Source organism: Pseudofrankia coriaricola, assembly GCF_001854805.1.
GTDB lineage: Bacteria > Actinomycetota > Actinomycetes > Frankiales > Frankiaceae > Pseudofrankia.
Map to the genome: position 1 here is coordinate 1 of NZ_MBLO01000030.1, position 24,742 is coordinate 24,742.

General features: G+C 72.8%; 18 protein-coding genes. 8 read left to right on the top strand and 10 right to left on the bottom strand.

Annotated features, from left to right (window positions below):
• The coding region (locus tag BCD48_RS05155) for a YncE family protein (RefSeq protein ID WP_491677111.1) at window positions 1-580 on the bottom strand (580 nt) is incomplete at its 3' end.
• A 232-nt stretch (window positions 581-812) separates the two neighbouring features.
• Between BCD48_RS05155 and BCD48_RS05160 the strand changes: the two genes are divergently transcribed.
• Window positions 813-1,742: an LLM class F420-dependent oxidoreductase gene (locus tag BCD48_RS05160; protein WP_071047100.1), complete on the top strand. Its 930-nt coding sequence runs from the start codon at window positions 813-815 to the stop codon at window positions 1,740-1,742.
• Between the two features lie 63 nt (window positions 1,743-1,805).
• On the opposite strand, the gene BCD48_RS05165 is transcribed toward BCD48_RS05160, so the two are convergent.
• Window positions 1,806-2,237, bottom strand: a complete 432-nt coding sequence (locus BCD48_RS05165; RefSeq protein WP_198543092.1) for a hypothetical protein — start codon at window positions 2,235-2,237, stop codon at window positions 1,806-1,808.
• A 384-nt stretch (window positions 2,238-2,621) separates the two neighbouring features.
• Between BCD48_RS05165 and BCD48_RS05170 the strand changes: the two genes are divergently transcribed.
• Both BCD48_RS05170 and BCD48_RS05175 read left to right on the top strand, forming a co-directional pair.
• Complete coding sequence (locus BCD48_RS05170; RefSeq protein WP_071047102.1) at window positions 2,622-4,001, top strand: ABC transporter substrate-binding protein; 1,380 nt, start codon at window positions 2,622-2,624, stop codon at window positions 3,999-4,001.
• Window positions 4,002-4,156: 155 nt separating this feature from the next.
• Complete coding sequence (locus BCD48_RS05175; protein ID WP_241841524.1) at window positions 4,157-4,888, top strand: SDR family oxidoreductase; 732 nt, start codon at window positions 4,157-4,159, stop codon at window positions 4,886-4,888.
• Window positions 4,889-4,979: 91 nt separating this feature from the next.
• On the opposite strand, the gene BCD48_RS05180 is transcribed toward BCD48_RS05175, so the two are convergent.
• Window positions 4,980-6,413 carry an adenylate/guanylate cyclase domain-containing protein gene (locus tag BCD48_RS05180; protein ID WP_241841525.1) on the bottom strand — a complete coding sequence of 478 codons (1,434 nt, stop codon included), beginning with the start codon at window positions 6,411-6,413 and terminating at the stop codon, window positions 4,980-4,982.
• A gap of 510 nt (window positions 6,414-6,923) precedes the next feature.
• Here BCD48_RS05180 and BCD48_RS05185 point away from each other — a divergent pair.
• Complete coding sequence (locus BCD48_RS05185) at window positions 6,924-8,447, top strand: sensor histidine kinase (RefSeq protein ID WP_071047106.1); 1,524 nt, start codon at window positions 6,924-6,926, stop codon at window positions 8,445-8,447.
• Here the strand turns inward: BCD48_RS05185 and fdxA are convergent.
• Together fdxA and BCD48_RS05195 are read right to left on the bottom strand one after the other, a co-directional pair.
• Window positions 8,412-8,783 (bottom strand): ferredoxin, encoded by a 372-nt coding sequence (gene fdxA / locus BCD48_RS05190; RefSeq protein WP_071047107.1) that lies wholly within the window; start codon window positions 8,781-8,783, stop codon window positions 8,412-8,414. The genes BCD48_RS05185 and fdxA overlap by 36 nt on opposite strands.
• Window positions 8,784-8,795: 12 nt before the next feature.
• Entirely contained in the window at window positions 8,796-10,136 is a 1,341-nt protein-coding gene (locus BCD48_RS05195) for an amidohydrolase/deacetylase family metallohydrolase (RefSeq protein WP_071047110.1), read from the bottom strand.
• Between the two features lie 449 nt (window positions 10,137-10,585).
• On the opposite strand from BCD48_RS05195, the gene BCD48_RS05200 reads away from it, so the two are divergent.
• Entirely contained in the window at window positions 10,586-11,473 is an 888-nt protein-coding gene (locus BCD48_RS05200; protein ID WP_241841526.1) for a LysR family transcriptional regulator, read from the top strand.
• 66 nt (window positions 11,474-11,539) lie between these two features.
• On the opposite strand, the gene BCD48_RS05205 is transcribed toward BCD48_RS05200, so the two are convergent.
• Together BCD48_RS05205 and BCD48_RS45530 are read right to left on the bottom strand one after the other, a co-directional pair.
• Window positions 11,540-12,616, bottom strand: a complete 1,077-nt coding sequence (locus BCD48_RS05205) for a hypothetical protein (RefSeq protein WP_131803791.1) — start codon at window positions 12,614-12,616, stop codon at window positions 11,540-11,542.
• Between the two features lie 149 nt (window positions 12,617-12,765).
• Window positions 12,766-13,404, bottom strand: coding sequence for a response regulator (locus BCD48_RS45530; protein WP_241841527.1), 639 nt, complete (start codon window positions 13,402-13,404; stop codon window positions 12,766-12,768).
• An 811-nt stretch (window positions 13,405-14,215) separates the two neighbouring features.
• Between BCD48_RS45530 and BCD48_RS05215 the strand changes: the two genes are divergently transcribed.
• The 3 genes from BCD48_RS05215 (at window position 14,216) to BCD48_RS05225 (ending at window position 18,973) form a co-directional block, all read left to right on the top strand.
• Entirely contained in the window at window positions 14,216-15,889 is a 1,674-nt protein-coding gene (locus BCD48_RS05215) for a long-chain fatty acid--CoA ligase (RefSeq protein ID WP_071047113.1), read from the top strand.
• A 390-nt stretch (window positions 15,890-16,279) separates the two neighbouring features.
• Window positions 16,280-17,107 (top strand): histidine phosphatase family protein, encoded by an 828-nt coding sequence (locus tag BCD48_RS05220; protein WP_071047115.1) that lies wholly within the window; start codon window positions 16,280-16,282, stop codon window positions 17,105-17,107.
• 114 nt (window positions 17,108-17,221) lie between these two features.
• Window positions 17,222-18,973 (top strand): acyl-CoA dehydrogenase family protein, encoded by a 1,752-nt coding sequence (locus tag BCD48_RS05225; RefSeq protein WP_241841528.1) that lies wholly within the window; start codon window positions 17,222-17,224, stop codon window positions 18,971-18,973.
• Between the two features lie 271 nt (window positions 18,974-19,244).
• On the opposite strand, the gene BCD48_RS05230 is transcribed toward BCD48_RS05225, so the two are convergent.
• The 3 genes from BCD48_RS05230 to BCD48_RS05240 form a co-directional block, all read right to left on the bottom strand.
• Window positions 19,245-20,240 (bottom strand): hypothetical protein, encoded by a 996-nt coding sequence (locus BCD48_RS05230; protein ID WP_241841529.1) that lies wholly within the window; start codon window positions 20,238-20,240, stop codon window positions 19,245-19,247.
• 592 nt (window positions 20,241-20,832) lie between these two features.
• On the bottom strand, window positions 20,833-22,062 hold the full coding sequence (locus BCD48_RS05235; RefSeq protein ID WP_071047124.1) for a PLP-dependent transferase: 1,230 nt from the start codon (window positions 22,060-22,062) through the stop codon (window positions 20,833-20,835).
• A 140-nt stretch (window positions 22,063-22,202) separates the two neighbouring features.
• The gene (locus BCD48_RS05240) at window positions 22,203-23,759 is read right to left on the bottom strand and encodes a cystathionine beta-synthase (RefSeq protein WP_274536495.1); all 1,557 of its coding nucleotides are present in this window, start codon (window positions 23,757-23,759) and stop codon (window positions 22,203-22,205) included.
• Between the last annotated feature and the right edge of the window lie 983 nt (window positions 23,760-24,742).

The window sequence follows — 24,742 nt, forward strand, 5'->3', positions numbered from 1 at the left end:
CATCGCCAAAGCCCTGCGAGCCACCGCCCGCCAGCCCGAACGCGTCCTCCAGATCATCGGCCTGATCAGCGAAAAGGGACTTTGACGGCACCCTGATGTTGTACGGGTCGGCGACGGGAATGTTCGAGCCCTTGACCCTCCCGGTGACCGGGTCGATCGGCGTGAGGCTGTTACCGGTGTTGTTCGTGGCGTACAGCGTCGACAGGTCCCACGACGGCACGACGTGCTGCGGCTTGGCGCCCGTCGTGAACTCGTCGATGACCTTGAACGTCTTCGGGTCGATGACCGTCACCGAGTCGCCGTCGCTGTTGGGCACATAGACGAGCGAGCGCTGGCCGGCGACCTTGGGGCTCAGGTCGCCGGCGCCGGTGTGGGCGTAGACGCCGCGCCCGCCGGCCCCCGTGGCCGGAGTGGACGCCAAGGTGCTCGCCGGCGGCATCGTCGTGCCGGCCGGCATGGTCATCGTGCCCATGCCGCTGGTGCCGGCGGCATGGGTGACCGTGGCGGCGCCGGCCTCGCCGTCGCTCGAGCAGCCGCTCGCCGCGGCGGCGACGAGCGTCGCCATGGCGAGCGCGAACATCAATCGGAATACATCTTCCGCATACCGCTGACCACGCACAGTCGGTCAGCTTTGCCGCCTCCGGGCTCTCTGTCATGCGTCCGCGCCGTGTCGCGCGGCCGCCGCGCGCACGTCCCGGCCTCCCTGCCGCCGCACACCATGGCGGACCTGCCGCCAGCGGCCCTCGTCACGTTGCGAAAAGAACGGGCTCCCAGACACCCGCGCGTCCGCCGGCGGTGGTAGGCAGGAAGACATGGACCTTCGGATCTTTGTCGAGCCGCAGCAGGGCAACACCTATGCCCAGCAGCTGGGCGTCGCGCGGGCCACGGAGGAGGGCGGGTTCGACGCCTTCTTCCGCTCTGATCACTTCCTGCGGATCGGCGGCGGGGACCCGGGCCCTGGGCCCACCGACTCCTGGGTGACGCTCGCCGGGCTCGCCGTCCAGACCAGCCGCATCCGGCTGGGCACGCTGCTGACCAGCGCCACGTTCCGCTACCCGGGCCCGCTCGCGATCTCCGTCGCCCAGGTCGACGAGATGAGCGGCGGGCGCGTCGAGCTCGGCCTCGGCGCCGGCTGGTTCGAGGCCGAGCACCAGGCGTACGCGATCCCCTTCCCGCCGATCGGCGAGCGGTTCGACCGGCTTACCGAACAGTTGGAGATCATCACCGGTCTGTGGGCGGCCCCGGCCGGCGAGACCTTCGGCTACGAGGGCCGGTACTACTCGGTCACCGACAGCCCGGGGCTGCCTAAGCCGGCCCAGCGGCCGCGGCCGCCGATCATCATCGGCGGGTTCGGGCCGGTGCGCACGCCGCGGCTGGCCGCCAGGTACGCCGACGAGTACAACGCGGCGTTCCAGCCCGTGGCGGACGCTTCCCGGCTGTTTGATCAGACCAGGAAGGCCTGCGAGGAGCTCGGCCGCGACCCGGGCGGCATGAAGCGGTCGGTGGCGCTGACGACCTGCTGTGGGCGGGATGAGGCCGAGCTCACCCGGCGCGTCGAGGCGGTCGGCCGGCAGGTGCCGGAGCTGCGGGAGAGCGGCCTCGCCGGCACCCCGGCGGAGCTGGTCGAGAAGATCGGTGCCTACGCCAAGATCGGCGCAGACCGCGTCTACCTGCAGATCCTCGACATGGACGACCTTGACCACATCGCCCTACTAGCCGCCGAAGTCCTCCCGCACGTCTAGCCCAGATGCCCCCGCGTCAGCAGGCAGAGGCGGGGCCGGGTCGCGGAGCGTCCTCGCCCCGTCCTAGCGCGCCGCCTTGCTGCCCGGGGACGGACGGAACATGACTAAGACGGTCGGGTTGCGGCGGGCGTAGCGGACGGCCGCCCGAGCGGCCGAGCCGGACGCCCACAGCAGCGTCCACTCGACCGGGACCAGGCTGACCACTCCCGAGACCCGCTCGTAGAGGTCGTCCTGGACGGCGCGCTCCGCGGTGTGCGACGCCTGCGCCACACCGTCCATCCCGAAGGCGCAGTACATGCCGGACGTCCAGCGGGCGAACCGGGCCCACCGGTCGCGTTCCGCGACGACCACCAGCTTCGAGCCGGTCCGCGCCGCGAGTTCGGCTGCTAGCAGGACATCCGCGAGCTCGCCGGGGTCACCCGCGCGCAGACCGACGATCACACAGCTACCGGACCCGACCGCGGTCGCGACCGCTCGGTCCTGCGCCTGTTCCACGGCCCCTCCTCAGGGGTACGCCGTCCGATCTGACTGAGCTCGATTGTGACGCACTTCATAGGCAAGTGTAAGGGCAAGTGAAGTGCGTCTCGTTCCTTGTGTCCATACCCGCATCCGGGCGCCTCAGTCGCGAGGGATCCGTCCAGAGGGTGGTCTAAGGACCCTGGCTGGCTGGGTCCAAGGACCTTCGAGCTTCCGCGAGTTCCATCGCTCTCCGTGACGAGATAGGTGCGCATTGCGGATTTAGCGACATATGTCACCACGAGTAGAAGTTTTTCGAGCTTCCTTCGATTGGCAGCATTCGGGCGGTTGGCCCGCGCGCGGGTGGCCGAAGGCGGCCGTGGGGGCGGGGGTGTCTTGGGAAGTCCCACGAAGGGGCGGTCGATGCGACCTGTTCGGACGGCCGCGGTGGCCATGGTTGCGGTGGCGCTGGCAGCGGCCAGCGCGTGCGGCGGTGGCGGGTCGGGCGGCTCCGGCGACCCTGGACGGACCGTCAACCTCGCCGACTTCACCCCTGGCCCGCCGAAGGGCTGGGACGCGAACGGCTTCAGCGTCGACGCCTCCTCGCTGCAGTGCGCCGGCGCCGCGACCAACCCGACCCGGGGGATCACCGACACCTCGGTCAAGGTCGGCGGGCTCGCCGTCATCACCAGCCCGGCCACCAGTTCGATGGCCGGTGTCGATGTCGGCGCCAAGGTGCGCTTCCAGCGAGCGAACGCCGCCGGCGGCGTCGCCGGGCGCACGATCGACTTCATCGGCGTCAAGGACGACGCGCTGGACCCGGCGCGCAACGGCCAGCAGGCGCACGCGCTGGTCGAGCAGGACCAGGTCTTCGCCGTCGTCCCGGTGGCGACGGTGTTCTCGAACTTCCTCGACGTCTTCTGCTCGCAGCGGGTGCCCTTCTTCGGCTGGGGCATTGGCGGCGGCTTCTGCGACACCGCGAACGGCTTCGGCATCACCGGCTGCCTGCTGCCCGACCGGCCGAAGGTCGACGCGACCACCTGGGGCCTGATGGCGACCTCGGTGCTCGGCCCGGTGGAACAGGCGAAGACGAAGGCCGTCGCCGTCGTCGGGCTGGACACGGACGCCTCGCGCGCGGGCGTCGACGCCGTGGAGCGCGGCATCCGGCTCGCCGGCATTCCCGTGTCCTATGACAAGTCGCCGATCCCGCTGTCCGGCCTGAACGACGCGACCGCGATCGTGGGCGACATCATGACGTCGAACAAGGGCGCGCCGCCGGACCTGGTCATCTTCCCCGGCGACTTCGAGTCGACCACCAAGGTGACCGAGGCGCTCAAGGCCAACGGGTACAAGGGCGACACGCTCAACGCCGTCGGCTACGACCCGCGGCTGGCCGGCCTCGACGCGCTCGACGGCGCGCACACGCTGCTCCAGTTCGCCGTTCCGGAGACCGACACGCCGGCGATCCGGCAGCTGAAGGCCGACTTCGCGAAGTACGCCCCCGACCAGCCGCTCACCCTGCCGGCGATGGCCGGCTACTGGTCGGCCGACATGTTCGTCGCGGCGCTGACGGCGACCGGCCGCGACCTGACCGCCGACTCGTTCCTGAAGAAGCTCAACAGCGGCGACTTCTCCTACTACGTGCAGGACACCGTCGCGGAGAGCCGGTGGCCGCTCAACCACGCCACGGCCCCGCCCTGCTTCGCCATGGCCAAACTCAGCCAGCATCAGTACCAGGTCGCCACGAAGCTCACCTGCGGCAGCCTGGTCCCGCTGGAGCCCACGCCGACGCCGACGAGCTGACGCCGCTCTCCGCGGCCGGGCGCGCGGCTCGGGAGGTGAGAGGCTGCGCTCTGGAGTGAGAGCTGGCGTTCCGCCGGGGGTGGGCGGCGCACGGGGGAGCGGGGGCTGGCGTGGAGGCCGGAGCCGGATCGGAGACGGGCCGTCGCGGTGTGGCGGTGGTGACCGGGGGCAGCAGGGGGATCGGCGCGGTGACCGCGGTCGAGCTGGCGAGGCACAGATGGGACGTGTGCCTGAGCTACCGGGCGGACGAGGCGGCGGCGGCCGAGGTGCTGGCCGCCTGCGAGACGGCCGGAGCGCGCGCCGTCGCGGTGCGCGCGGACGTGGCCTCGGCCGATGACGTGACGGCGCTGTTCGTCGCCGCCGACCGGCTCGGGCCGGTGACCGCCCTCGTCAACAATGCCGGGATCGTCGACCGGCGGGCCCGCGTCGACGAGATGGCGTTCGAACGGCTGGAACGGATGATGGCGGTCAACGTCGTCGGCGCCTTCCTGTGCGCCGGCGCCGCCGTCCGCCGGATGTCCACCCGTCACGGTGGGAGCGGCGGCGCGATCGTGAACGTGTCGTCGGCCGCCGCCCGGCTCGGCAGCTCCGGCGAGTACGTCGACTATGCGGCCTCCAAGGGCGCCATCGACACGATGACCGTCGGCCTCGCCAAGGAGGTCGCGGCCGAGGGGATCCGGGTCAACGCGGTCCGCCCCGGCATCATCGACACCGAGATCCACGCCAGCGGTGGCCAGCCGGGCCGGGTAGCCGAGGTCGGCTCCACGGCCCCTGTCGGCAGGGCCGGCACGGCCGACGAGGTCGCCGCCGCGATCCTCTGGCTCTGCCTTCCCGAGACCTCCTCCTACGTCGTCGGCAGCCTCCTGGACGTCGCCGGCGGCCGTTGACTCCCCCACGCCGTCCCGCGTGACCTTCCCCCGCCCCTCCCGCGCCGCCCTTCCCCGGCGGCGAAAGGGGATGGCGTTTCCGGTACCGGCCTCAGGCCGTCAACGCAGCGAGTGCCGTGGGCTGGGGCAGGGCAGGGACCGGCCGGTGGGATGGGGACTGGGCCAGCATGGGCTCCGGCGTCGGCGGCGCAGGTGCGGCCTGGCTGGGGATACGGGCCTGGGCGTCCATCAGGTAGGCCACGACGGAGCCCGCTCGGCCCTTCACGGTCATCGGGGGCAGGGGCACGAGGCGGGCGCCGCACTCGCCGCGCAGCGCGCTGGCGGTCGGCTCCGACAGGACCGTCTGGCCGGCGCCGGCGAACGCCTGGAGCCGGGCCGCGAGGTTCATCGTGTCGCCGACCAGGGTGTACTCGCGGCGCGCGTCAGAGCCGAGCAGGGCCGCCGCGACCTCGCCGGTGCTCACCCCGACGCCCAGGCCGAACGGCGCGAGCCCCTCCAGCTCCCAGCGGACGTTGAGAGCGCGTTGCCGCGCGTGCATCGCGACCGCCGCCCGCGCGGCCCGGGTCTGGTGGTCGTCCTGCGGGTAGGGAGCGCCGAAGACGGCGATGACGGCGTCGCCGGCGTACTGCAGGACGGTGCCGCCCTCATTGAGGATCGCCGCGTTCATCTCGCGACGGTGCGCGTCGAGGAGGCCCGCCAGCACCATGGGGTCCGTCCGCTCGGCGATCGAGGTGTAGCCGCGGATGTCCGACATCAGCACGGTGACCACGAGGCGTTCGGTGCGCTGGCCGGCGCCGGCATCGGACCGCAGCTTCTCGGCGAGGCCGCCGGGCAGGAGCCGTGACAGCGCCTCGCCCTGCTCCTCGCGGCGCACGATCGCGGCATGCAGCAGCCGAAGCTGCCGCAGGGCCCCAGACCGGCCGTTGCTGGCCCCCTGGGCCAGGCGGAGCAGCGTCGCGTCGATCGCGGTGTTCACCGCCTCCGGGGTGTCGCCACGGCGCTCGGCGATCGCCCGGATCGACCGGCCCTCGGCGACATCGCGCAGGAGCTGTGCCTGATCCTCGCTGAGATCGCTCGCGTCGCGGACCGGGCTGAGAACGGCGGCGACGATCTCCGGGTCGAGCATCGACGAACCGGCCGCCACCTCTCGGATGGCCCGCACCAGAATCTCCGGGTCGGCCAGGCGCTCCTTGAGCAGGTAGGCACAGCCACCGGCGTCGGCACCCGCCAGCAGACCGACCGCGTACTCCGGCTCGTCGTACTGGGAGAGCAGAACCACGCCGGTCCCAGGCGCGTGCTGGCGGATCTCGCGGGCCGCTTCGATCCCCTCGTCCGAGAAGGTTGGCGGCATACGGATGTCCGTTACCACGACCCGCGGCCGGCGGGTGCGGGCGAGTTGGACAAGTTCGTCGCGGTCGGCGGCGACGCCGACCACGGTCAACCCAGGCACCCGGGCGAGCAATGCTCGTACCCCGGCGCGGACGATCAAGTTGTCGTCCGCCAGCAGAACCCCGATCTGCTCCATGGTGCTAATTCAGCCCTGTTGGTGACCCGATGCACAGGGCGGTGGGCTCACCGGCACGGTGGTGCCAGCACCACACTCTTCTTGAGGATGACTCGTGAGCGCCGACTCCGGTGCCCCGCGGCCCGGCAACCGCGCCCTCCTAGTGGGCCAAAGGGTGTGCGAAAATGATCTTCCTTCGCACACCCGGCGGCCGTTGTCCCCAGGATCACCAGCGGGACCAGGTGAATCGGGCAAGAGCGGCGACCGGTAACCGAGCCGCGGGCGCCGGCATGGTGTGGCGCCGGACGCGTCACCCGGATGGGCTAGTGGCGATTAGGGATAGATTAGGGATAATTGAAGGCGGTTCCAGGGGGTTGTCCCTGTAATAGGAGCAGTTTTCCGGTGCTTGGGTACGCTCCGTGGCTAGCACGGGAGTGCGGTACCGGCCCATGGTCGTTCGCGAGCCCGCGCTCTGGCGTAGCGGGCGCGCTACGCTCCGACAGAGGTTCCGGGGTAGTGGATATCCCTGGGATGGACGTGGCGGATCGCCCGGACCTGGCCGAGGGGGCAGCAGCCGGAGTCGACCGCGTAGACCAGGACCACATCGGGGTGGTGACGCTGAACAGCGAGACCAACTACGCCGCTCGTGGCTGGCTGGAGACGGTTCCCGACCCAGCGGTCGCGGTGGGCGCGGATGGCAAGATTGCCGCGGTGAACGCTCGCGCCGCCGCGCTGTTCGGCTATGCCGACGATGACCTGGTCGGCCAGCCTGTTGACGCGATTGTCCCCACCGGACTTACCGGCGTCGGTCTCCGCCAGGATGGTTCGCCTTTCTCCGTCGCCCGTCCCGGCGGCGACCCGGGGCGGCTGGAGAACCTTGGGCAGCTCGCCGGCGCCGTGGCGCACGACGTCAACAACCTGCTGTCGGTGATCAGGAACTACGCCGTGTTCGTCGCCGACGCGCTGGACTCGGCCGCCGAGGCGGATCAGGCGGCCCGGGATGCCGCGGCCGCCCACCCCTCCTCCCCCGGCGGCGCCGGGGCGTCGGCCGGCCGCTCCGGGCGACCGGCGGGGACTGCCGGGCCGGCCGGCCCGGTCGACTGGGAGGCGATGCGCCGCGACGTGGCGCAGATCCAGCACGCGGGTGAGCGGGCGGTCGAGCTCACGGCCCAGTTGCTGGCCGCCGTGCGTCGTAAGCCGGCCGAGATCGGGGCCGTCGATCTGCGCGCGGTGGTCCGTGAGACGGCCGGCATGCTGCGGCGCCCGCTCGGTGAGCGGATCGATGTCCGTGTCGAGGTCGACGACGACCTGTGGCCCGTGTGCTCAGATCCGGTGAGGCTGGAGCAGGCGATCATCAATCTGGCGATGAACGCCCGCGACGCGATGCCTCACGGCGGCACGTTGACGATGACGGCCGGCAACGTCGTACTCGACGGCTCGCCGGAGGCGGTCGCGGCCTCCCTGCCGCCGGCGGGAGCCACCGACACGGCCGGCGTCCAGGACGTGGACGACATGCCCCGGCGGCGTTTGGTGAGCCTGCAGGTGATCGACACCGGCACCGGGATGACGCCGGCGACGCAGGCGCGGGCGTTCGAGCCGTTCTTCACGACCAAGCCGGAGGACGCCGGCACGGGCCTCGGCCTCGCGGTGGTGCGCGACGTCGTCGCCCAGGCCGGTGGCGAGGCTCGGATCTCCTCCGCGGTCGGTGTCGGCACCGCCGTCAGCCTCCTGCTCCCCGCCTGCGATCCGCCGGCGCGGCGTGGGCCCGCCCCGGCGCGCGCAGGGGCCGGCGAGTCGGCGCCCGTGACCCCACCGGCATCCGTGACCCCACCGGCATCCGTGACCCCACCGGCATCCGTGACCCCACCGGCATCCGTGACGCCATCGCGGCCCACGACCCCGCCCACGTCCACGGATCCGGCGGCCCCGGATGGGCTGTGGATCTGCCATCGGCGCCTCGACGGCACGCCGTCCCGGTCCGCTGGCACTCGCCGTCCTCGCGTTCAGCCCCCCGCGCCTTCAGCCGCTCCCCGGGGCGCCGGCACCCGTCCGTGACGGGATGGCCGTGACCAGGGCGGTGTCGATACCCACCGGGCCGAGGCCCGCGGCGCCGCCCGGTTCGCGCAGCGGCGCGGACCGGCCAGGGAGCGGCTGGTAGAAGAACGCCGTCGCGTCGGCGAGGTGGGTCGCGTCCGGGCTGGCCGGGTCGAGGTCGCGGTCCCAGGTGATCGCGTCCACTGGGCAGCTGCGCGCGCACGCGCCGCAGTCGATGCATTCCTCGGGATGGATGTAGAGCTTGCGTTCACCGGTGTAGATGCAGTCGATCGGGCAGTCGTCGACGCAGGAACGGTCCATGACGTCGACGCACGCCTCGCCGATGACGTAGGCCATCTCTACTGCCTCCTACGGCGAGGTCTGCTGGTAGGTCAGAGACTCGGCGGCCGCGCTCGCGGCGGCGACGCCGGCCTGCCTGCGTGGCAGCCCGTTCGCCGCCGCGCCCGGGTCGCCCGCCGCCCTGGCCGCGGCGCTGAACGGCCCGGTCGCCTCGATCCAGGTACCGCCGCGCACGCAGCCGACGGGGGCCAGCCGGCGCTCGCCCGCGATGGTCTCGAAGCCGTCGGAGAACGCGGCCGGCCCTTCCTCGACCCGCAGCACGCTCACCTCGGCCGCGCGACCGACGCCCAGGGTGCCAAGTTCCGCGGAGCGGCGGATCGAGGCGGCGGGGTTCACCGTCGCCATCGCGATCACGTCCGCGAGCGGGACGCCCAGCGACCAGATCTTCGACATCGTCTCGGGCAGCGAGTAGACCGGGCCGTCCTCGTTGAACAGGTTGAGGTCGGTGCTGATCGTGTACGGCGGGTAGCCGAGGTCGAGCAGCGCCCGCGCGGAGGCGAACCGGAAGTCCGAGCCCGAGTGGCCCACATCGAGGCGCACCCCGCGCGCCGCGGCCTCGGCGAACACCGGGTGGACGGCCGTCCCGTCGTTCACGAGCGCGCCGGAGTGGCCACGGAACGCGTGCGTGACGATGTCGCCGGGGCGCAGCGCCGCCAGCGCGTCCAGGTTCGTCAGGCTCTTCGTGTACGGGTACTTGCCCAGGTGGATCATGATCGGCAGGTCGCCGGCGATGGCCTTGGCGCCCTCGAGGAACGGCGAGACCCGGTCGTCCTCGGTGGTCGTCGCCCGCACCTTGAAGCCGATGACGTAGTCCTTGTGCTCCTCGACGGTCGCCGCGGCGGCGTCCAGGTCGAGGTTGCGCGGGTCGTTGGCGATCTCGAGGCGGTGGGCGATGAAGTCCTTCGTCGCCAGGTAGAGCAGGCATGGGTCCATGAACGCGAGCACGCGGGTGTGTATCGCTGGGCTCTGCGCGAACGCGCGGGAGATGCCGAGCGTGCGCACTCCCGAGGTGCCGCCGTCGACCACGACCGGGACGCCGACCTCGACGCCGGCCCGGTCCGGGTGCACGCAGAAGTCGCCGAGACCGGGGTAGGCGTGTACGTGCAGGTCGATGAGGCCGGGAGTGACGACGAGCCCGGCGCAGTCGATGATCTCGGCCGCGCCGCCACCCGTCGGGGCCCCCGCCGGTGGTGTCGTGTACGCGGCGCCCGCGGCGGGGCCGACGGCCACGATCTGGCCGCCCGCGCAGACCACGTCCGCGATCGTGTCGATACCGTTCGCCGGGTCGATCACCCGTCCGCCGGCGAGAACTGTGACGCTCGCGGCGTCACCAGGATTCGGGTCGCGCATGTCTCTCCGATCGAGCTTCCCGCCGAGGGCCGGCGGCAGCGGCCGAGGGCTGGGCGGCGATGCCCAGAACACATGTTCGCGCCCTCGCGAACCGAGGTCCAAGACGCAATCCCGCGCGGAGCTATAGCCCTTTCCTATAGTCCAGGCAGAGCCGGCGAGCGCTCGCCGGGGAGGGCGGTGCGGTGACGAGGCCAGGCGGCGAGAATGCGCGCGAACCTCCCAGATCGCTGACCTCCCAGATCACGACCTCCCAGATCGCCGACCTCCCAGATCACGACCTCCCAGATCGGCTTCGCCGATCCGGCAGGGACCCCGTCCGTCGATCCGGCAGGGACCCTGTCGCCGATCCGGCAGGGACCCCGTCCGTCGATCCGGCAGGGACCCTGTCGCCGATCCGGCAGGGACCCCGGACTGGCGCGCAGGCGCGGCCATGGCTGGATCTGCGGCAGGTGGGGTACTTCGTGGCGGTCGCCGAGGAACGGTCGTTCACGGCGGCCGCGGCGCGGCTGCTCATCTCACAGCCGTCGCTGTCCCAGCAGATCCGCGCGCTGGAGCGGCAGGTCGGCACGGACCTGCTGGAACGCTCCAGCCGCGGAGTGCGGCTCACGCCGGCCGGGCGGGCCTTCCTGGACGCCGCCCGCGGCCTGCTCGCGGATGCGGGCACCGCGGTGACCCGTGCCCGCGCGGCCGCCGGGCTCGACGGCGGCATCCTGCACGTGGCCACGCTGACGTCGCTGGCGACCTGGGTGCTGCCGGCAGCGGTCGTGGGCTTCCGGGAGCGGTTCGCCGACGTTCCGCTGCGGATCACCGAGCATCCCGACCGGCTCGGCCTGGAGGAGTTCATGGCCGAGGGACGCGCCGACGTCGCGGTGGGCGCGCGACCGCCCGACTGGGCCGGGCCGGTGCGCTGGCTCGGCGACGAGCGCTACGTGCTGGTCGTGCCACCCGGCGACCCGCGCGCCGGCCGGGTGGGCGTCCCGCTGAGCGCGTTCGCCGCCTCGGACTGGGTGATGTACGCGCCGGGGCACGGCCTGCGCACCCTGGTTCTGGAGGCCTGCGGCGCGGCCGGGTTCACCCCGCGGGCGGCGGTCGAGTCGCGCACCGTGGACGCGGCCGCGCGGCTCGCGGCGGCGGGGGTCGGAGTGGCGCTGGTCCCGGGCGTGGCCGTGGGCGCCGACCTGGCCGCGCGGCGGGTCGAGCTGGCCGATGCTCCGGTCGTCGCGGTCGTCGGCTACGCCCGAGCCGCGTTCCCGCCGCGGGCGGCAGCCTTCCTCGATCTGCTCGCCGAGCTCCCGGTCCCCGGGCTCGCGCGCCCGGGCCCCACCCCGCCGGGCTAGCGGGTGCGCCGGGCCGCCGCCTATCCGGGCCCGGCCGGCGCGGCGGCTGTCAGTCGGTGCCGGCTGTCAGTCGGTGCCGTCGCGGTCGCCGGCCGGGCGGTGCTGGTAGGCGGCGAGGCCGGGGCGCTGCTCGATGCGGGTGTGGACGACCGGGGGGCGCGGGGCCGGGCGGGGCCATGCCAGCGAGGCCCGCCAGGAACCGCCCGGCGTCTCCTCGATGATCTGTGCGCCGGTCAGCGCGGCGACCCGGCCCAGCCGGTCCGTCCTGGCGCTCGCGTCCCTGGCCGCGTCGGGACTCGCCGCGGCCGAGATCGGGTCGGGTGTCGCGCGCAGCGTCAGCGTCATGCCCTCGTGCCCCGACCGGATGGCCACGGCGGCATGCGCCGCCGGCCGCAGCGGGTCGCTCTCGAGCAGCAGGAGCTGGACGGCGCCCAGCAGCTCGGCGACCTCGGCGCGTGTCGGTGCCGGGTCGTCGACCTCGAGCACCGTCTCCAGCGTCCGCGCGAGCGGGCCGCGCACCCGGCTCGCCAGCGCCGACTCCAGGATCATCCGGGCGTCGTTGCTGGCCCGGAACGCCGGCGACGGCAGGCGCAGCGTGGCGATGGCGTTGTGCAGCTGGGTCTCGACGTCCGCCAGCCGCTCCGCCTCCGGCCCGGCGAGCGTGCGGCGCACGGTCGAGCAGGCCAGCAGCACGGCCGTGAAGTCCTGGATCGGCCCGTCGTGGAAGACGTCGCACAGGTGGCGCTGCTCGCGTTCCTGGTTCGCGACCAGCAGCCGCAGCAGAAGGCGGGTGTTCTCGCTCACCGGGTCCGCCGAGGCCTCCGAGGCGGCGGACGTCCACGGCCCGGCTGCTGGCGTCTCGTCCGTGGCGGCCTCCGGAGTTCCCTCCGGATCGGCGGGGCCCGCGGTCCCCACCGGACCGACGGCGGGGTCCCCATCGGATTGGCGAGGCCCTGGGAGGTCCGCCTGCGGGTCGGCGATCGAGGAGGTCGGCCGGGATGCCCGAGCCGCCGTGGCGGCCCGCGCCTCGGCGGTGGCCACCGGCTTGGTGTCGGGCGTCGGGCAGGGGGGAGCGGAGGCGGATACCGAAATGACGCCGGCCGCCCGCCGGCTGGCCCAGGTGCCGGCCGATCCGCCATCCATCGGCAAACCGTATCGGCCCGACGGCGCCCTTTCCATGATCGCTACGGGTCCGGCGGCCGGCGTCTCCCGGCCGGGGGGCTGATCCTGATGGGTGTCGGGTGCCGCGCGGCCGGGCGTGGCGCGGGAGAGGAGGCCCAGGTCCTGGCCGGTCACGACGACGACCCTCGAGGGCTGTCCATCGGCCGGGTGGCGGGCACCGGGCTGGCGGGTGGCGAGGGGATCATGGTGGTGGTCGCGACGCCCGTCGCCGCCGTGCCGGACTGCCCCGGCGGCTCGGCTGGACCGGTGGCCAGGTGCGCCGCGGGCCGCCGCCCGCGGCGCAGGCCGTGCACGGCGGTGATCAGCTGGTCGGCGCTGAACGGCTTGCGCAGCACGGCGACATCCAGCGGCAGGTCGTCGTCGATCCCGCCGGTCAGCAGCAGGCATCGGGTAGGGGTGGACGGGTCCTGGGCCCGCAGCCGCTCGATCAGGTCGGTCCCGCTCCCGGAGCCGAGCCGCACGTCGATGATGAGCGTCTGGTAGTCGGCCGTCGGAAGGGCCAGCGCATCCTCGACGGAGGCGGCCACGTCCACCGTGTGCCCCTCGTGGCGCAGCAGCCGGCTGACCAGCGTCCGGATCATGTCGTTGTCGTCGACGACGAGTGCCCGGGGCTGGGTGGGTTCGGTACCGGCGCTCCCAGCGGTCGCCTCGGACGCGGCGACGGCGGCCCGGGCCACCGTGCGCCCGGTGGTCGCGGTGGCGCCGCTCGTCGCGACCGCCGGCCAGCCCGGCCTCGCCGACGAGATCACCGGACGCGCCCGGCCAGGCGGGGCGTGGCGCCCGCCCCAAGGGAACGGGCCGTGCCCCTGGAGGCGCGGCGTACGGCGGGGTGGCTCGTGGTGGGGTGGCTCGTGGTGGGGTGGCTCGTGATGGGACGGTTCGCGGTGGGACGCGGCGGCTCCCGCCGACCCAGTGGCTGAGTTCCTACGGCTCGCACCAGCCCACCTCGCTCGCCTCGGCACAGCCCAAAGTCACCGAACGTCCGCCGGTCGTGCTTGCGCCTTCGGTACGCGCGCGACGCCCGACGACACCGTTGCGTCGAAAGTCCTGGTTGACAACCCCACGTGTGGGCCCAGGCAGGACCGGAGTGACGGAGCCGGGCGGCCCGGGTCGTAACGGTAATGGATCGGTTACACCATACGGCAGCCGCGCCGGCCTCGACATCCCGCTCGCGGGCCCCGGCGCCCCGCTCGACGGCGCCGCGCTGGATTCGTCGATAGGGACATTCGGTCCGACCGCCCTGATAGGGGATCTGGCTCAAGCGGGCGCAATACGGCAGACTGCCGGTGACCTGTCTCACATCCCGCCTGGCTCGAACGTGCCGGGTGGCGGCCGTGCCGCCCGCGTCCCGTCGCCCCCAGTGCGCCCCCTGGTTGGCCGTACCCCTTGGGCTGCCCGGGCCTCGGACGTCGAAATTCCGTTTGGTCCTGGTTCTACGGGTCTGAAGGGGGTAGCTCACCGGCCCGCGGCGGTCGAGATCGTTTGTCGGGTCAACGTTCCACCTCGTACGGTTTCGCGCACCTAACGGTCCCGCGCTCGAAAGGACGGAGGCAGCATCCGATGATCAGCACGATGCAGGACGTGCCGCTGCAGATCCGGCGGCTCCTCGAGCATGCCACCACCGTCTTCGCCGGCCAGAAGATGTTCACGGCGCAGCCCGGGGGCGGCCTGGTCGAGGCGACCTTCGCGGAGGCCGGCGCGAACGCCGGCCGGCTCGCGCACGCGCTGGTCGAGCTCGGTGTCGCCGAGGGCGACCGGGTCGCGACGCTGATGTGGAACAACCAGCAGCACGTCGAGGCCTACTTCGCCGTGCCCTCGATGGGCGCGGTGCTGCATCCGCTGAACCTGCGGCTGCCCGGCGAGCAGATCGCCTTCATCGCGGGTCACGCCGAGGACAAGGTCCTGCTCGTCGACGACACCCTGCTACCCCTGGTCAGCGCGCTGCTTCCGGCGATGAAGACCGTCGAGCACGTCGTCGTCAACAGCCCGGCCGGCGCCGGCACCGACCTCGACGCGCTCGCCCTGGCCGCCGGCCGGCCCATCGGCGTCCACGACTACGCCCGGCTCATCGCCGGCCGCGCGGCCGAGTTCGACTGGCCGGACGTGGACGAGCGCTCGGCGGCCGCGATGTGTTACACATCCGGCACCACCGGCGACCCGAAGGGCGTCGTCTACAGCCACCGGTCGATCGTCCTGCACTCGATGGCGTCCGCCCTGCCGTCGATGATCAACCTGTCGGCGGCCGACCGGGTGCTCTCGATCGTGCCGCAGTTCCACGTGCTCGCCTGGGGCCTGCCCTACATCGCGTTCCTCGCCGGCACCGAGATGGTGCTGCCCGGCCCGTTCCTGCAGGCGGAGCCACTGGCGAAGATGATCGAGGCGACCCGGCTGAACAAGGCGGCCGGCGTGCCGACGATCTGGCAGGGCCTGCACGCCTACCTCACGGCCAACCCGGGCGCCGCGGACATCTCCTCGCTGAAGGAGGCCCTCGTCGGCGGCGCGGCCTGCCCGCCCTCGCTCATGGAGGACTTCGACCGGCTCGGGATCACGCTGCTCCACGCCTACGGGATGACCGAGACGTCGCCCATGGTCACCGTGGCCCGGCCGCCGGCAGGCCTGACCCCCGAGCAGGCCTGGCCGTACCGGCTCACCCAGGGCCGGTTCGCCGCGAACGTGGCGGCTCGGCTGATCGGCGCGGATGGTTCCGAGCTGCCGTGGGACGGCCGGAGCGCGGGCGAGCTGGAGCTGCGCGGCCCGTGGATCGCCAGCAGCTACTACGGCGGCGGAGCCGAGGACGCCGCCGGCGCGGACAAGTTCCGCGACGGCTGGCTGCGCACCGGCGACGTGGGCCACATCAGCCCCGAGGGCTATCTCACGCTCACCGACCGGGCCAAGGACGTCATCAAGTCCGGCGGCGAGTGGATCTCGTCGGTCGAGCTGGAGAACCTGCTCATGGCGCACCCCGCGGTCGCCGAGGCGAGCGTCATCGGGGTGCCGGACGAGCGCTGGGGTGAGCGCCCGCTCGCCCTCGTCGTGCTTCACCCCGACACGGAGGTGACCTTCCCCGAACTACGCGAGTTCCTGTCGGGCAAGGTCGCGCGCTGGCAGCTGCCGGAGCGCTGGGCGGTGATCCCCGAGGTGCCGAAGACGTCGGTCGGCAAGTTCGACAAGAAGCGCCTGCGCCAGCAGTACGCGGTCGGCGACCTGTCGGTCGAGACCCTCGCGACCAGCTGATCGGCGCCGGGCCACCGCCCGGCCACCGCCGGGCCGGGATGCCCGGCTGGCTTCGTACCCATCGCACCTGGGGATGCAGACCGGATAGCTTGGGCAGCCGGACCGCTCGGCCTGACGGTCAGGCGGCGGGCGTGCCACCGGCACCAGGGCCCGGGGTTCCGGGGTTACCAGGGTTCCGGGGTTACCAGGGTTCTGGGGCTGGCAGGGTTCCGCCCTGACCGGCGAAGCCCGTCAGGACAGTCGTCGGATCGGCGAGCCCGACCAGGGTGCCGCCGGCTCGGTGGCGCTGATCCGGGAGGCCTGCTGGCAGGTCCGCGATCTGCCGCGCCTCGGTCGGGCTGAGCCTCGGAACCGGGCAACAGCCGGGCAGATCGATGGGGAGGGCTGGCGTTGAGCGTCATCTACCTGGTGCGACACGGCCAGGCGTCGTTCGGGACCGCGGACTACGACGTGCTCTCCGAGCTCGGCTACCGGCAGGCGGCGCTGGTCGGCGCGGAGCTGCGTGCCCGCGGCGTGCGGGCCGGCCTCGCCACGACCGGCACTCTGCGCCGCCAGCGGGAGACCGCCGCCGCCGCGCTGGCCGCGATCGCCGAGGGGCCGGCCGTCGGGGCCGCGGAGGGCGGTGGCGTTCTGGCGGACGGCGCCGCCGGGGCGGTCGCCCTCGCCGCCGCCGGCACGGACTCCGCCGCCGGTGCGAGCCTCGCCGCCGGCACGGATGTCGCCGTCGCCGGTTGGTCCGGGGACGTCGAGACCGACAGCCGGTGGAACGAGTACGACCAGGACTGGATCATCAACCGGCACGCGGACGTGGGGAGCGCGCCGGCGGGCGAGGGCCAGCTGCCGCCGTCACGGGGCATGTCGTCCCGTTCCTTCCAGGGGCTGCTGGACGTGGCGCTGTCGGAGTGGATCGCGAGTACGAACGCCGGGCCGGGCAGCTACGTCGCGTTCAGCGACGGGGTGGGTGACGCGCTCGACGGCCTGGTGCGCCGGCTCGGCTCCGGTGGCACCGCAGTGGTCTTCTCCTCCGGCGGACCGATCGCGGCGGTGTGCGCGCGCCTGCTCGACCTGCGTGTCGACGGCATCATCTCGCTCAACCGAGTAATGATTAATGGAAGCATCACCAAAATTGTTTCTGGTCGGTCGGGGACGAGTCTCATCTCGTTCAACGAGCACAGCCACATCGATGCGGCGGGCCGCGAGTTTCTTAGCTACCGCTGACACACGGGCATACCCTGTTCGCTGAGCCCGCGTGGCCGGGGCTCAGCGAGCCCGCGCCCGTGGCCGGCGGCGTTGCCGGTCGGCGGCCGGTGGGCAGGTGGGGAGGCGCGGCTCATGACGGTGGCACCCGAATCGATGGCACCCGAGTCGATGGCACCCGAATCGGCCGGACGGATCGGCGCGCCACCCGGGCGGGGGCCGATCCGGTCGCGGCCGGCGACGACGCACGAGGTGACGAACCAGGCGCCGCCGCTCGTCGACTACGACGTCGCGGACGACCCCGTGCTCGTCGAGGGCGTCGAGCGAGAGAGCGCCGGCTTCTATCTCGACGACCTGCACCGGCTCGGGTGGCTGGCCGGCTCGGAGCAGGCAGCCCGCTGGGGCGACGAGGCGAACCGCTTCCCGCCGGAGCTGCGCACCCACGACCAGTACGGCAACCGGATCGACGAGGTCGACTTCCACCCGTCCTGGCATGCGCTGATGGACGTCGCCGTGCGTGAGGGCCTGGCCGGCGCGGCCTGGAGCAGCTCGCGCCCCGGCGCCCATGTGGCCCGCGCCGCCGGGCTGCACGTCTGGAGCACCGTCGAGCAGGGCCACACCTGTCCGGTCTCGATGACCTACGCCGTGATCCCCGCGCTGCGGGCCGAGCCCGACCTCGCGGCCGCCTACGAGACGCTGCTCGCCAGCCGCGTCTATGACCCGGGCCTGAACCCGCCGCTGAGCAAGCTGGGTCTGATCGCCGGCATGGGCATGACCGAGAAACAGGGCGGCTCGGACGTGCGTGCCAACAGCACGGTCGCCATCGCCCACCCGGATGGCGGGTACCGGCTGCGCGGCCACAAGTGGTTCACCAGCGCGCCGATGAGTGACCTGTTCCTGGTCCTCGCGCAGGCGCCCAGCGGGCTGTCCTGCTTCCTCGTGCCCCGGGTGTTACCAGACGGCAGCCGTAACACGTTCCGGATCCAGCGGCTGAAGGACAAACTCGGCAACCGCTCCAACGCCAGCAGTGAGCCGGAGTTCGACGACACTGTCGGCTGGTTGGTCGGCCCCGAGGGGCGCGGCGTGCGGACGATCATCGAGATGGTCGCGATGACGCGGTTCGACTCGGCGCTCGGCTCGGCCAGCGGCATGCGGGCCGCCCTCATCCAGGCGCTGCACCACACCCGGCACCGGTCCGCGTTCGGCGGGCTGCTGGTCGACAAGCCGCTGATGCGCAACGTCCTGGCGGATCTGGCGCTCGAGTCGGAGGCGGCGACCACGCTGGTGCTGCGTCTCGCCGGCGCGGTCGACCGGGGTGTGCGCGGCGACGCGGGCGAGCGTGCATTCCTGCGCCTGGCGACGGCGCTGGCGAAGTTCTGGATCTGCAAGCGCCAGCCGGCGTTCGTCGCCGAGGCGCTGGAATGCCTGGGCGGCAACGGCTACGCCGAGGAGTCCGGCATGCCGCGGCTCTACCGGGAGGCGCCGCTGAACGGGATCTGGGAGGGCGCGGCCAACGTCAACGCCCTCGATGTGCTGCGCGCGCTTGGCCGGGAGCCGGTGGCGTTCGCCGCCTACCGCGCCGAGGTGGAGCTGGCGGCCGGCGGGGACAAGCGGCTCGACGCCGCGTGGTCCGCGGTGCGCGCCGATCTGGACGAGCTCAGCGGGCTCGGGCCGGACGAGCTGGAGTTCGGCGCGCGCTCCCTGGTGGAGCGCCTCGCGCTGGTACTTCAGGCCTCGCTGCTGGTCCGGCATGCGCCGTCGGCCGTCGCGGACGCCTTCTGCGCCACCCGGCTCGGCGAGGCTGGCGGCCGCGTTTTCGGCACCCTGCCCCGCGGCACCGACGTCGACGCCCTCATCGCCCGCGTCCCACCCGCCACCCGCGGCTAAGGCGGATCTGGCTCGAAGGTCGCTTGCGCGACCGCTCGCCGATCCCGCCATCGGACGCTGAGCGTCCTCCCTGCGTGGTGCCGGATACAGGCGTATGACGGTGGCTGGTCTGGTCGGTGGCAGATGAGGTGGCCGAGTTGGCGCTGCGCCAATGCGCCGTTACGGTCGGTGGCCCGGTGGCGTGCGTTGCGCGCCAGTGCGAAGTCATACCCACCGGGTGGCCTGTCGGGGTGGAGGCGCCAGCCCTGCCCCGACAAGCCACCATGCCCGACTAGCTGTTGCTCCAGGTCCAGCGGAAGCCGACGACCGCGTGGTGGACGGCCGGCAGGAAGCGGTGGACTGTGCCGTCCGCGGAGAGCGTCACCGGTTCCTCGTCGACGATCAGGCCGCCCTCATGCGTGCTCCACACCGTCCAGTGGAGATCCCGCGGCGGAAGGCCGGGATCGAACTGGATCAGCATGTCGACGTTCTCCGTCTTGGCTCGCGCGGCGCGGCGTACCTCCTGCGTCGGCAGCTCCGTCGGATAGCGGGCGAGGAGCTCCAGCGCATGCCGCTGGCCCCTGCCGAGCGCCCGCTCGAGCTCGACCTCGACGAGCGTCAGCCGGGAGCTGTATGCGTGCCGGGCACCAGGCGCGCCACCGATGAGAACCGCGCTCTCGATCGCATCGGTGCGCAGCACCCATGGGTAGATCCCGACACCGTCCTCCTGTGCGGAGATCACCTGAAAGGTGTGCTGCTGGACGAGCGAGCCGGTCGCGTCGAACCGGTAACGCTCGAATACGGCGACGGTGCGATGTCGCTGCGGCATGATCATGGCTGGGCCGCCGCGCAGGGTGCCCGAGCTGACGTCGACGCCCGGGTCGGTCAGGCCGGCGAACGCCGCCCACAACCCGGCCTCGTGCCGGCGCATCCCGAACGCCTCGATGAACCATTCCATCGTCTGCGCGGAGATGCGGCCACCGCCGAGTGCCCGGCTTACCCGGTCTTTGAGTGCTCGGTCGAGTTCCTGGTCCTCCTCGGAGACGATGCCGGCATTCCACAGGTACTCCGCGATCACCCGGGCAACCGCGGCGAAGCTCGGCTCCTGCGCGCTCGCCCGGCGTACCCGGGATTCCCACATGCGGCGGTATTCAGCGGTGCCGGTCAGTAACTCGCGCAGCAGCCGCCCGGCGCGCTCGCCGGTTGACAGCGCCTCGTCGCCCGCGGTCCCCGCCTGACCGCCCGCCGGGCCTCTCTGCCTGGTAGCGCCGGTGGCCGACGGGGTCATGCCCCCGGTCTCGTCACTGTTCGAGCGCGGGTCCGGCGACGCTGCCGCCGGCCAGGCTCCAGTGACTGTTGGGTTTCCAGGCCCCACGCCCCACCCCTCCCGATAGCGCTGCGTGGTCGGTTAGCAGTGGGCGCCCCGTGGCGCTGATCGCGTGGTCCGCGCGGTTTGCATGGCTCTGCGTCACCGGCGGTCCCTGCGACCTTTGTTCGCACCACTGCTGCGACACCCAGCCTGGACAGTAGTGCGTCGGCGGTTTCCGGCATCGCCGGCATGCCCGTTACCAGCGAGTATGTGCCCCGGCGACTACGGGTAGTGTTCTTCGGGGCCATTTCGAGCAGGGAATGTTCCGGAGAGAGCCGTGAGGCTGACGGGCGCTGACCTCATCAAAATTACGTTGCGTGTCCATCCGAACGTGGTAGCGAACTCGTTTTGCTTACCTTCAGTAAACAGTTTGGGGGTCCGTGATGGACTTGTAGGCGCCCGCCACCGCCCGCCATCCGTCCTTGATCGTCGCGGAGTGTAGCGGCGGCCGAAAATGCCAAATGGGCATGTGGAATCGGGAACCCTTGCGGCCCGGGCGGCGGACAGCCCCTCAGGCTCCGGGGGCGGTGGGGGCAGCGGTGGCATCGAGGGCCTGGCGGAGGTCGGCGACGAGGTCATCCGCGAGCTCGATCCCGACCGACAGCCGGACCAGGTCGTCCGGCACCGCGAGCGGCGAACCGGCGACCGAGGCGTGTGTCATCCGGCCCGGATGCTCTATCAGCGACTCCACCCCGCCCAATGACTCGGCCAGCGTGAACAACCTGGTGCGTCGGCAGATCTCGGCGGCGGCATTGGCGCCGCCGTGCGGCCGGAACGACACCATGCCGCCGAAGCCGCGCATCTGCCCGGCGGCGACCTCGTGTCCCGGATGCGAGGAAAGGCCCGGGTAGCGGACCTCGGCCACCCCGGGATGACCGGCGAGCATGTCGGCGACGGCCGCGGCGTTCGCGCAGTGCCGATCCATCCGAATTGCCAGCGTCTTTATGCCACGAAGCACCAGCCACGCATCGAACGGACCGGGAACGGCGCCCGTCGCGTTCTGGAAAAACCGAACCCGCTCGCCGAGCCCGGGGTCGTCGACGACGACAGCTCCGCCGACGACGTCGCTGTGGCCGCCGAGGTATTTGGTGGTCGAGTGGACGACGGCGTCCGCGCCCAGCGCGAGCGGGCGCTGCAGGTAGGGCGAGGCCAACGTGTTGTCGACGGCGAGCAGCGCGCCGGCGGCGTGCGCGAGCTCGGCGAGCGCCGCGACGTTCGCGATCGACAACAGCGGGTTGGTCGGCGTCTCACACCAGATGAGCCGCGTGCCCCGCTCGGTTCCGCCGGCCCCGCTGGGCGGCCCAGCCCCGCCAGCCCCGCTGGCAGGGCCGAATCCCGCCGGTCCGTCGCCGGGGCCGGGGCGAAGCGCCGCCTTGACGGCGTCCAGGTCGGACAGGTCGACCGGGGTGTACTCCAGGCCCCATTCCGCGTAGACGCGGTGGAAAAGCCGGAAGGTGCCACCGTATGCGTCGAGAGGAATGAGGACGTGGTCGCCGGGGCGGCAGACGGCGCGCACCAGGGCGTCCTCCGCGGCGAGTCCGGAGGCGAACGCGAGCCCGAACCGGCCGCCCTCCAGCGCCGCGAGCGATGTCTCCAGCGCCGCGCGCGTCGGGTTGCCGGAGCGGGCGTACTCGAAACCGGCCCGCAGCCCGCCGATCCCGTCCTGCGCGAACGTCGACGCCGGGTGGATCGGGACGACCACGGCCCCGGTCGCCGGGTCCGGCTCCTGGCCGGCATGCACCGCGAGCGTCTCGAAACCGCCCCAGCCGCGCTCGGCCGCCCCGCTGTCTCCCGCCCCGCTGTCTGCCGGCTGGCCGTCTCCCGGCTGGCCGCTGTCCGCGTGCCTGTCGCCGCCGGGGCTCGCGCCAGGGCCGGCGGCGGTCACCGGGCCGCCAGGAAGCTGAGCAGGTCGGCGCGGGTGAGAATGCCGACCGGGTTGCCGTTGTCGAGCACGAGCACGGCCGGATGGTCGCCACCGAGCGCCTCGACCAGGGTGGACAGTGGCTCGCCCGCGCCGATCGTCGGCAGCGGCGCGGACATGTGTGCCGACACCGGGGCGTCGACTGCGGCCCGGTCGGCGAACACGGCCGCGAGCAGCTCACGCTCGAGCACCGCGCCGGCCACCTCCGCCGCCCGCAGCGGCGGCTCGTGCCGGACCACGGGCATCTGCGACACGTTGTACTCGCGCAGGTAGGAGATCGCCGCGCCGACGGTCTCGTCCGGGTGGACGTGGACCAGCTCCGGCGGGCCCGCCTGGCCCACTCCCCGGCTGGCGCCGGCGAGGCTGGCGGTGCGTGCGCCCGCGGGGTGGCGTTCGCCGCGCTTGTTGGTCAGGATCTCGGCCACGACCGGCTCGTCCGACGGCGGCTCGAGGAAGCCGTAGTCGTACATCCACTCGTCGTTGAAGATCTTCGAGAGGTAGCCGCGGCCCGAGTCCGGCAGCAGGACGACGACCAGGTCGCCCGGGCCGAGCTCGCTGGCGAGCCGCAGCGCGGCGACGACCGCCAGCCCGCAGGAGCCGCCGACCAGCAGCCCGGCGCGCCGGGCGAGCAGGCGGGTCATCAGGAACGAGTCCCGGTCGCTGACAGCCTCGACCCGGTCGACGACCGTCTTGTCGAAGGTCGCCGGCCAGATGTCCTCGCCGACGCCCTCGACCAGGTAGGGCCGCCCGCTGCCGCCGGAGTACACCGAGCCCTCCGGGTCCGCGCCGATCACCTGGACGCGGCCGCCGCTGGCCTCCTTGAGGTACTGGCCGACGCCGCTGATCGTGCCACCGGTACCGATACCGGCGACGAAGTGCGTCACCCGGCCGTCCGTGTCCCGCCAGATCTCCGGACCGGTGGTGGCCCGGTGCGCGGCCGGGTTGTCCGGGTTGGAGTACTGGTCGGGGCTCCACGCGCCGGGGGTCTTCCGGGTGATCTCCCGCGCCACGGAGTAGTAGGAGCGCGGGTCGTCCGGGTCGACGGCCGTGGGACAGACGACGACCTCGGCCCCGTAGGCGCGCAGGACCGCCCGCTTCTCCTCGCTGATCTTGTCCGGCATGGTGAACACGCAACGGTAGCCGCGGATCGCGGCGACCATCGCGAGCCCGACGCCGGTGTTGCCGCTGGTCGGCTCGACGAGGGTGCCTCCGGGGCGCAGCCGGCCGTCGCGTTCGGCCGCGTCGACCATGGCGAGGGCGATCCGGTCCTTCACCGAGCCACCCGGGTTGGTGTACTCGAGCTTGCCGAGGATCTCGGCGCCGCGGCGGGGGGCGTGGCGATGCTCCCCGCTGGGGCTGGCCAGCAGGTCCGCCGCGGCCTCGGCCATCGACGTCAGCCGGACCAGTGGGGTGTCGCCCACCAGGTCGATGACCTGGTCGACGATCCGGGCGCCGCCGCCGCCAGCCGCCGGGGCGCCGCCGCCAGCCGCCCCGGCGGGTTCGTCATCAATCCGCATCGCTGCCACCCCGCCTGCCTGGTCGCATACTCAGCCGTCCCCGCGCGGTAACCATCGGTCTCGACGTTACCGCTGTTGGTGACTGTGTTGCTGGTTCGCTGTGTTGCTGGTTCGCTCCGTCCGGGCAGCGCGCTCCGGCCTCGTACTCGCTTCGCTCCCACGAGACCTCCGCGCGCTGTCCTCCTCCGCTCACGGGCGCTGCGGCGACCTCGCTGCGGCCCGCCTACGTCGCTTCGCTCGTAGGAGGGCCTCCGCGAGGCGCGCCTCCGCGCCCAGCGCGGTCGCCCGCCGTTGCACCGTCACCAACCCACCACCGCGGCACTCGCGGGGCCACTTCGCTTCGCTCGTAGGAGGGCCTCCGCGAGGTGCGCCTCCGCGCCCAGCGCGGTCGCCCGCCGCTGCACCCTCACCAACCCACCACCGCGGCACTCGCGGGGCCACTTCGCTTCGCTTGTGGTGGGCTTCGCGTCTGATCGGGTTCGTGACGTGCAAGCGGGTCGTAGCCGGGGCTGGCGCGGAGGCGCGCCTCCGCGCCCAGCGCGGTCGCCCGCCGCTGCACCGTCACCAACCCACATCCGCGGCACTCGCGGGGCCACTTCGCTTCGCTTGTGGGTGGGCTTCGCGTCTGATCGGTGGATCCCGCAAGGATCTGGCTCCGGATCGGGTCCGGTCTCGGATTCGTGACGTGCAAGCGGGTCGTAACCGGTCTGGCGCGGAGGCGCGCCTCCGCGGAGGCCCTCCTACGAGCGAAGCGACGTAGGGGGGCCGCAGCGGAGGTCGCCGGAGCGCACGTGAGCGGAGGAGGACACGGCGCGGAGGTCCCTTGGGAGCGAAGCGAGTAAGGGGCCGGAGCGCCGTGCCCGCACGGAGCGAACCAGCAACAACCTTCCCGGCCGACCCCGGCCGACCCCGGCCGACCCCGGCCGACCCCGGCCGACCCCGGCCGACCCCGGCCGACCCCGGCCGACCCCGGCCGACCCCGG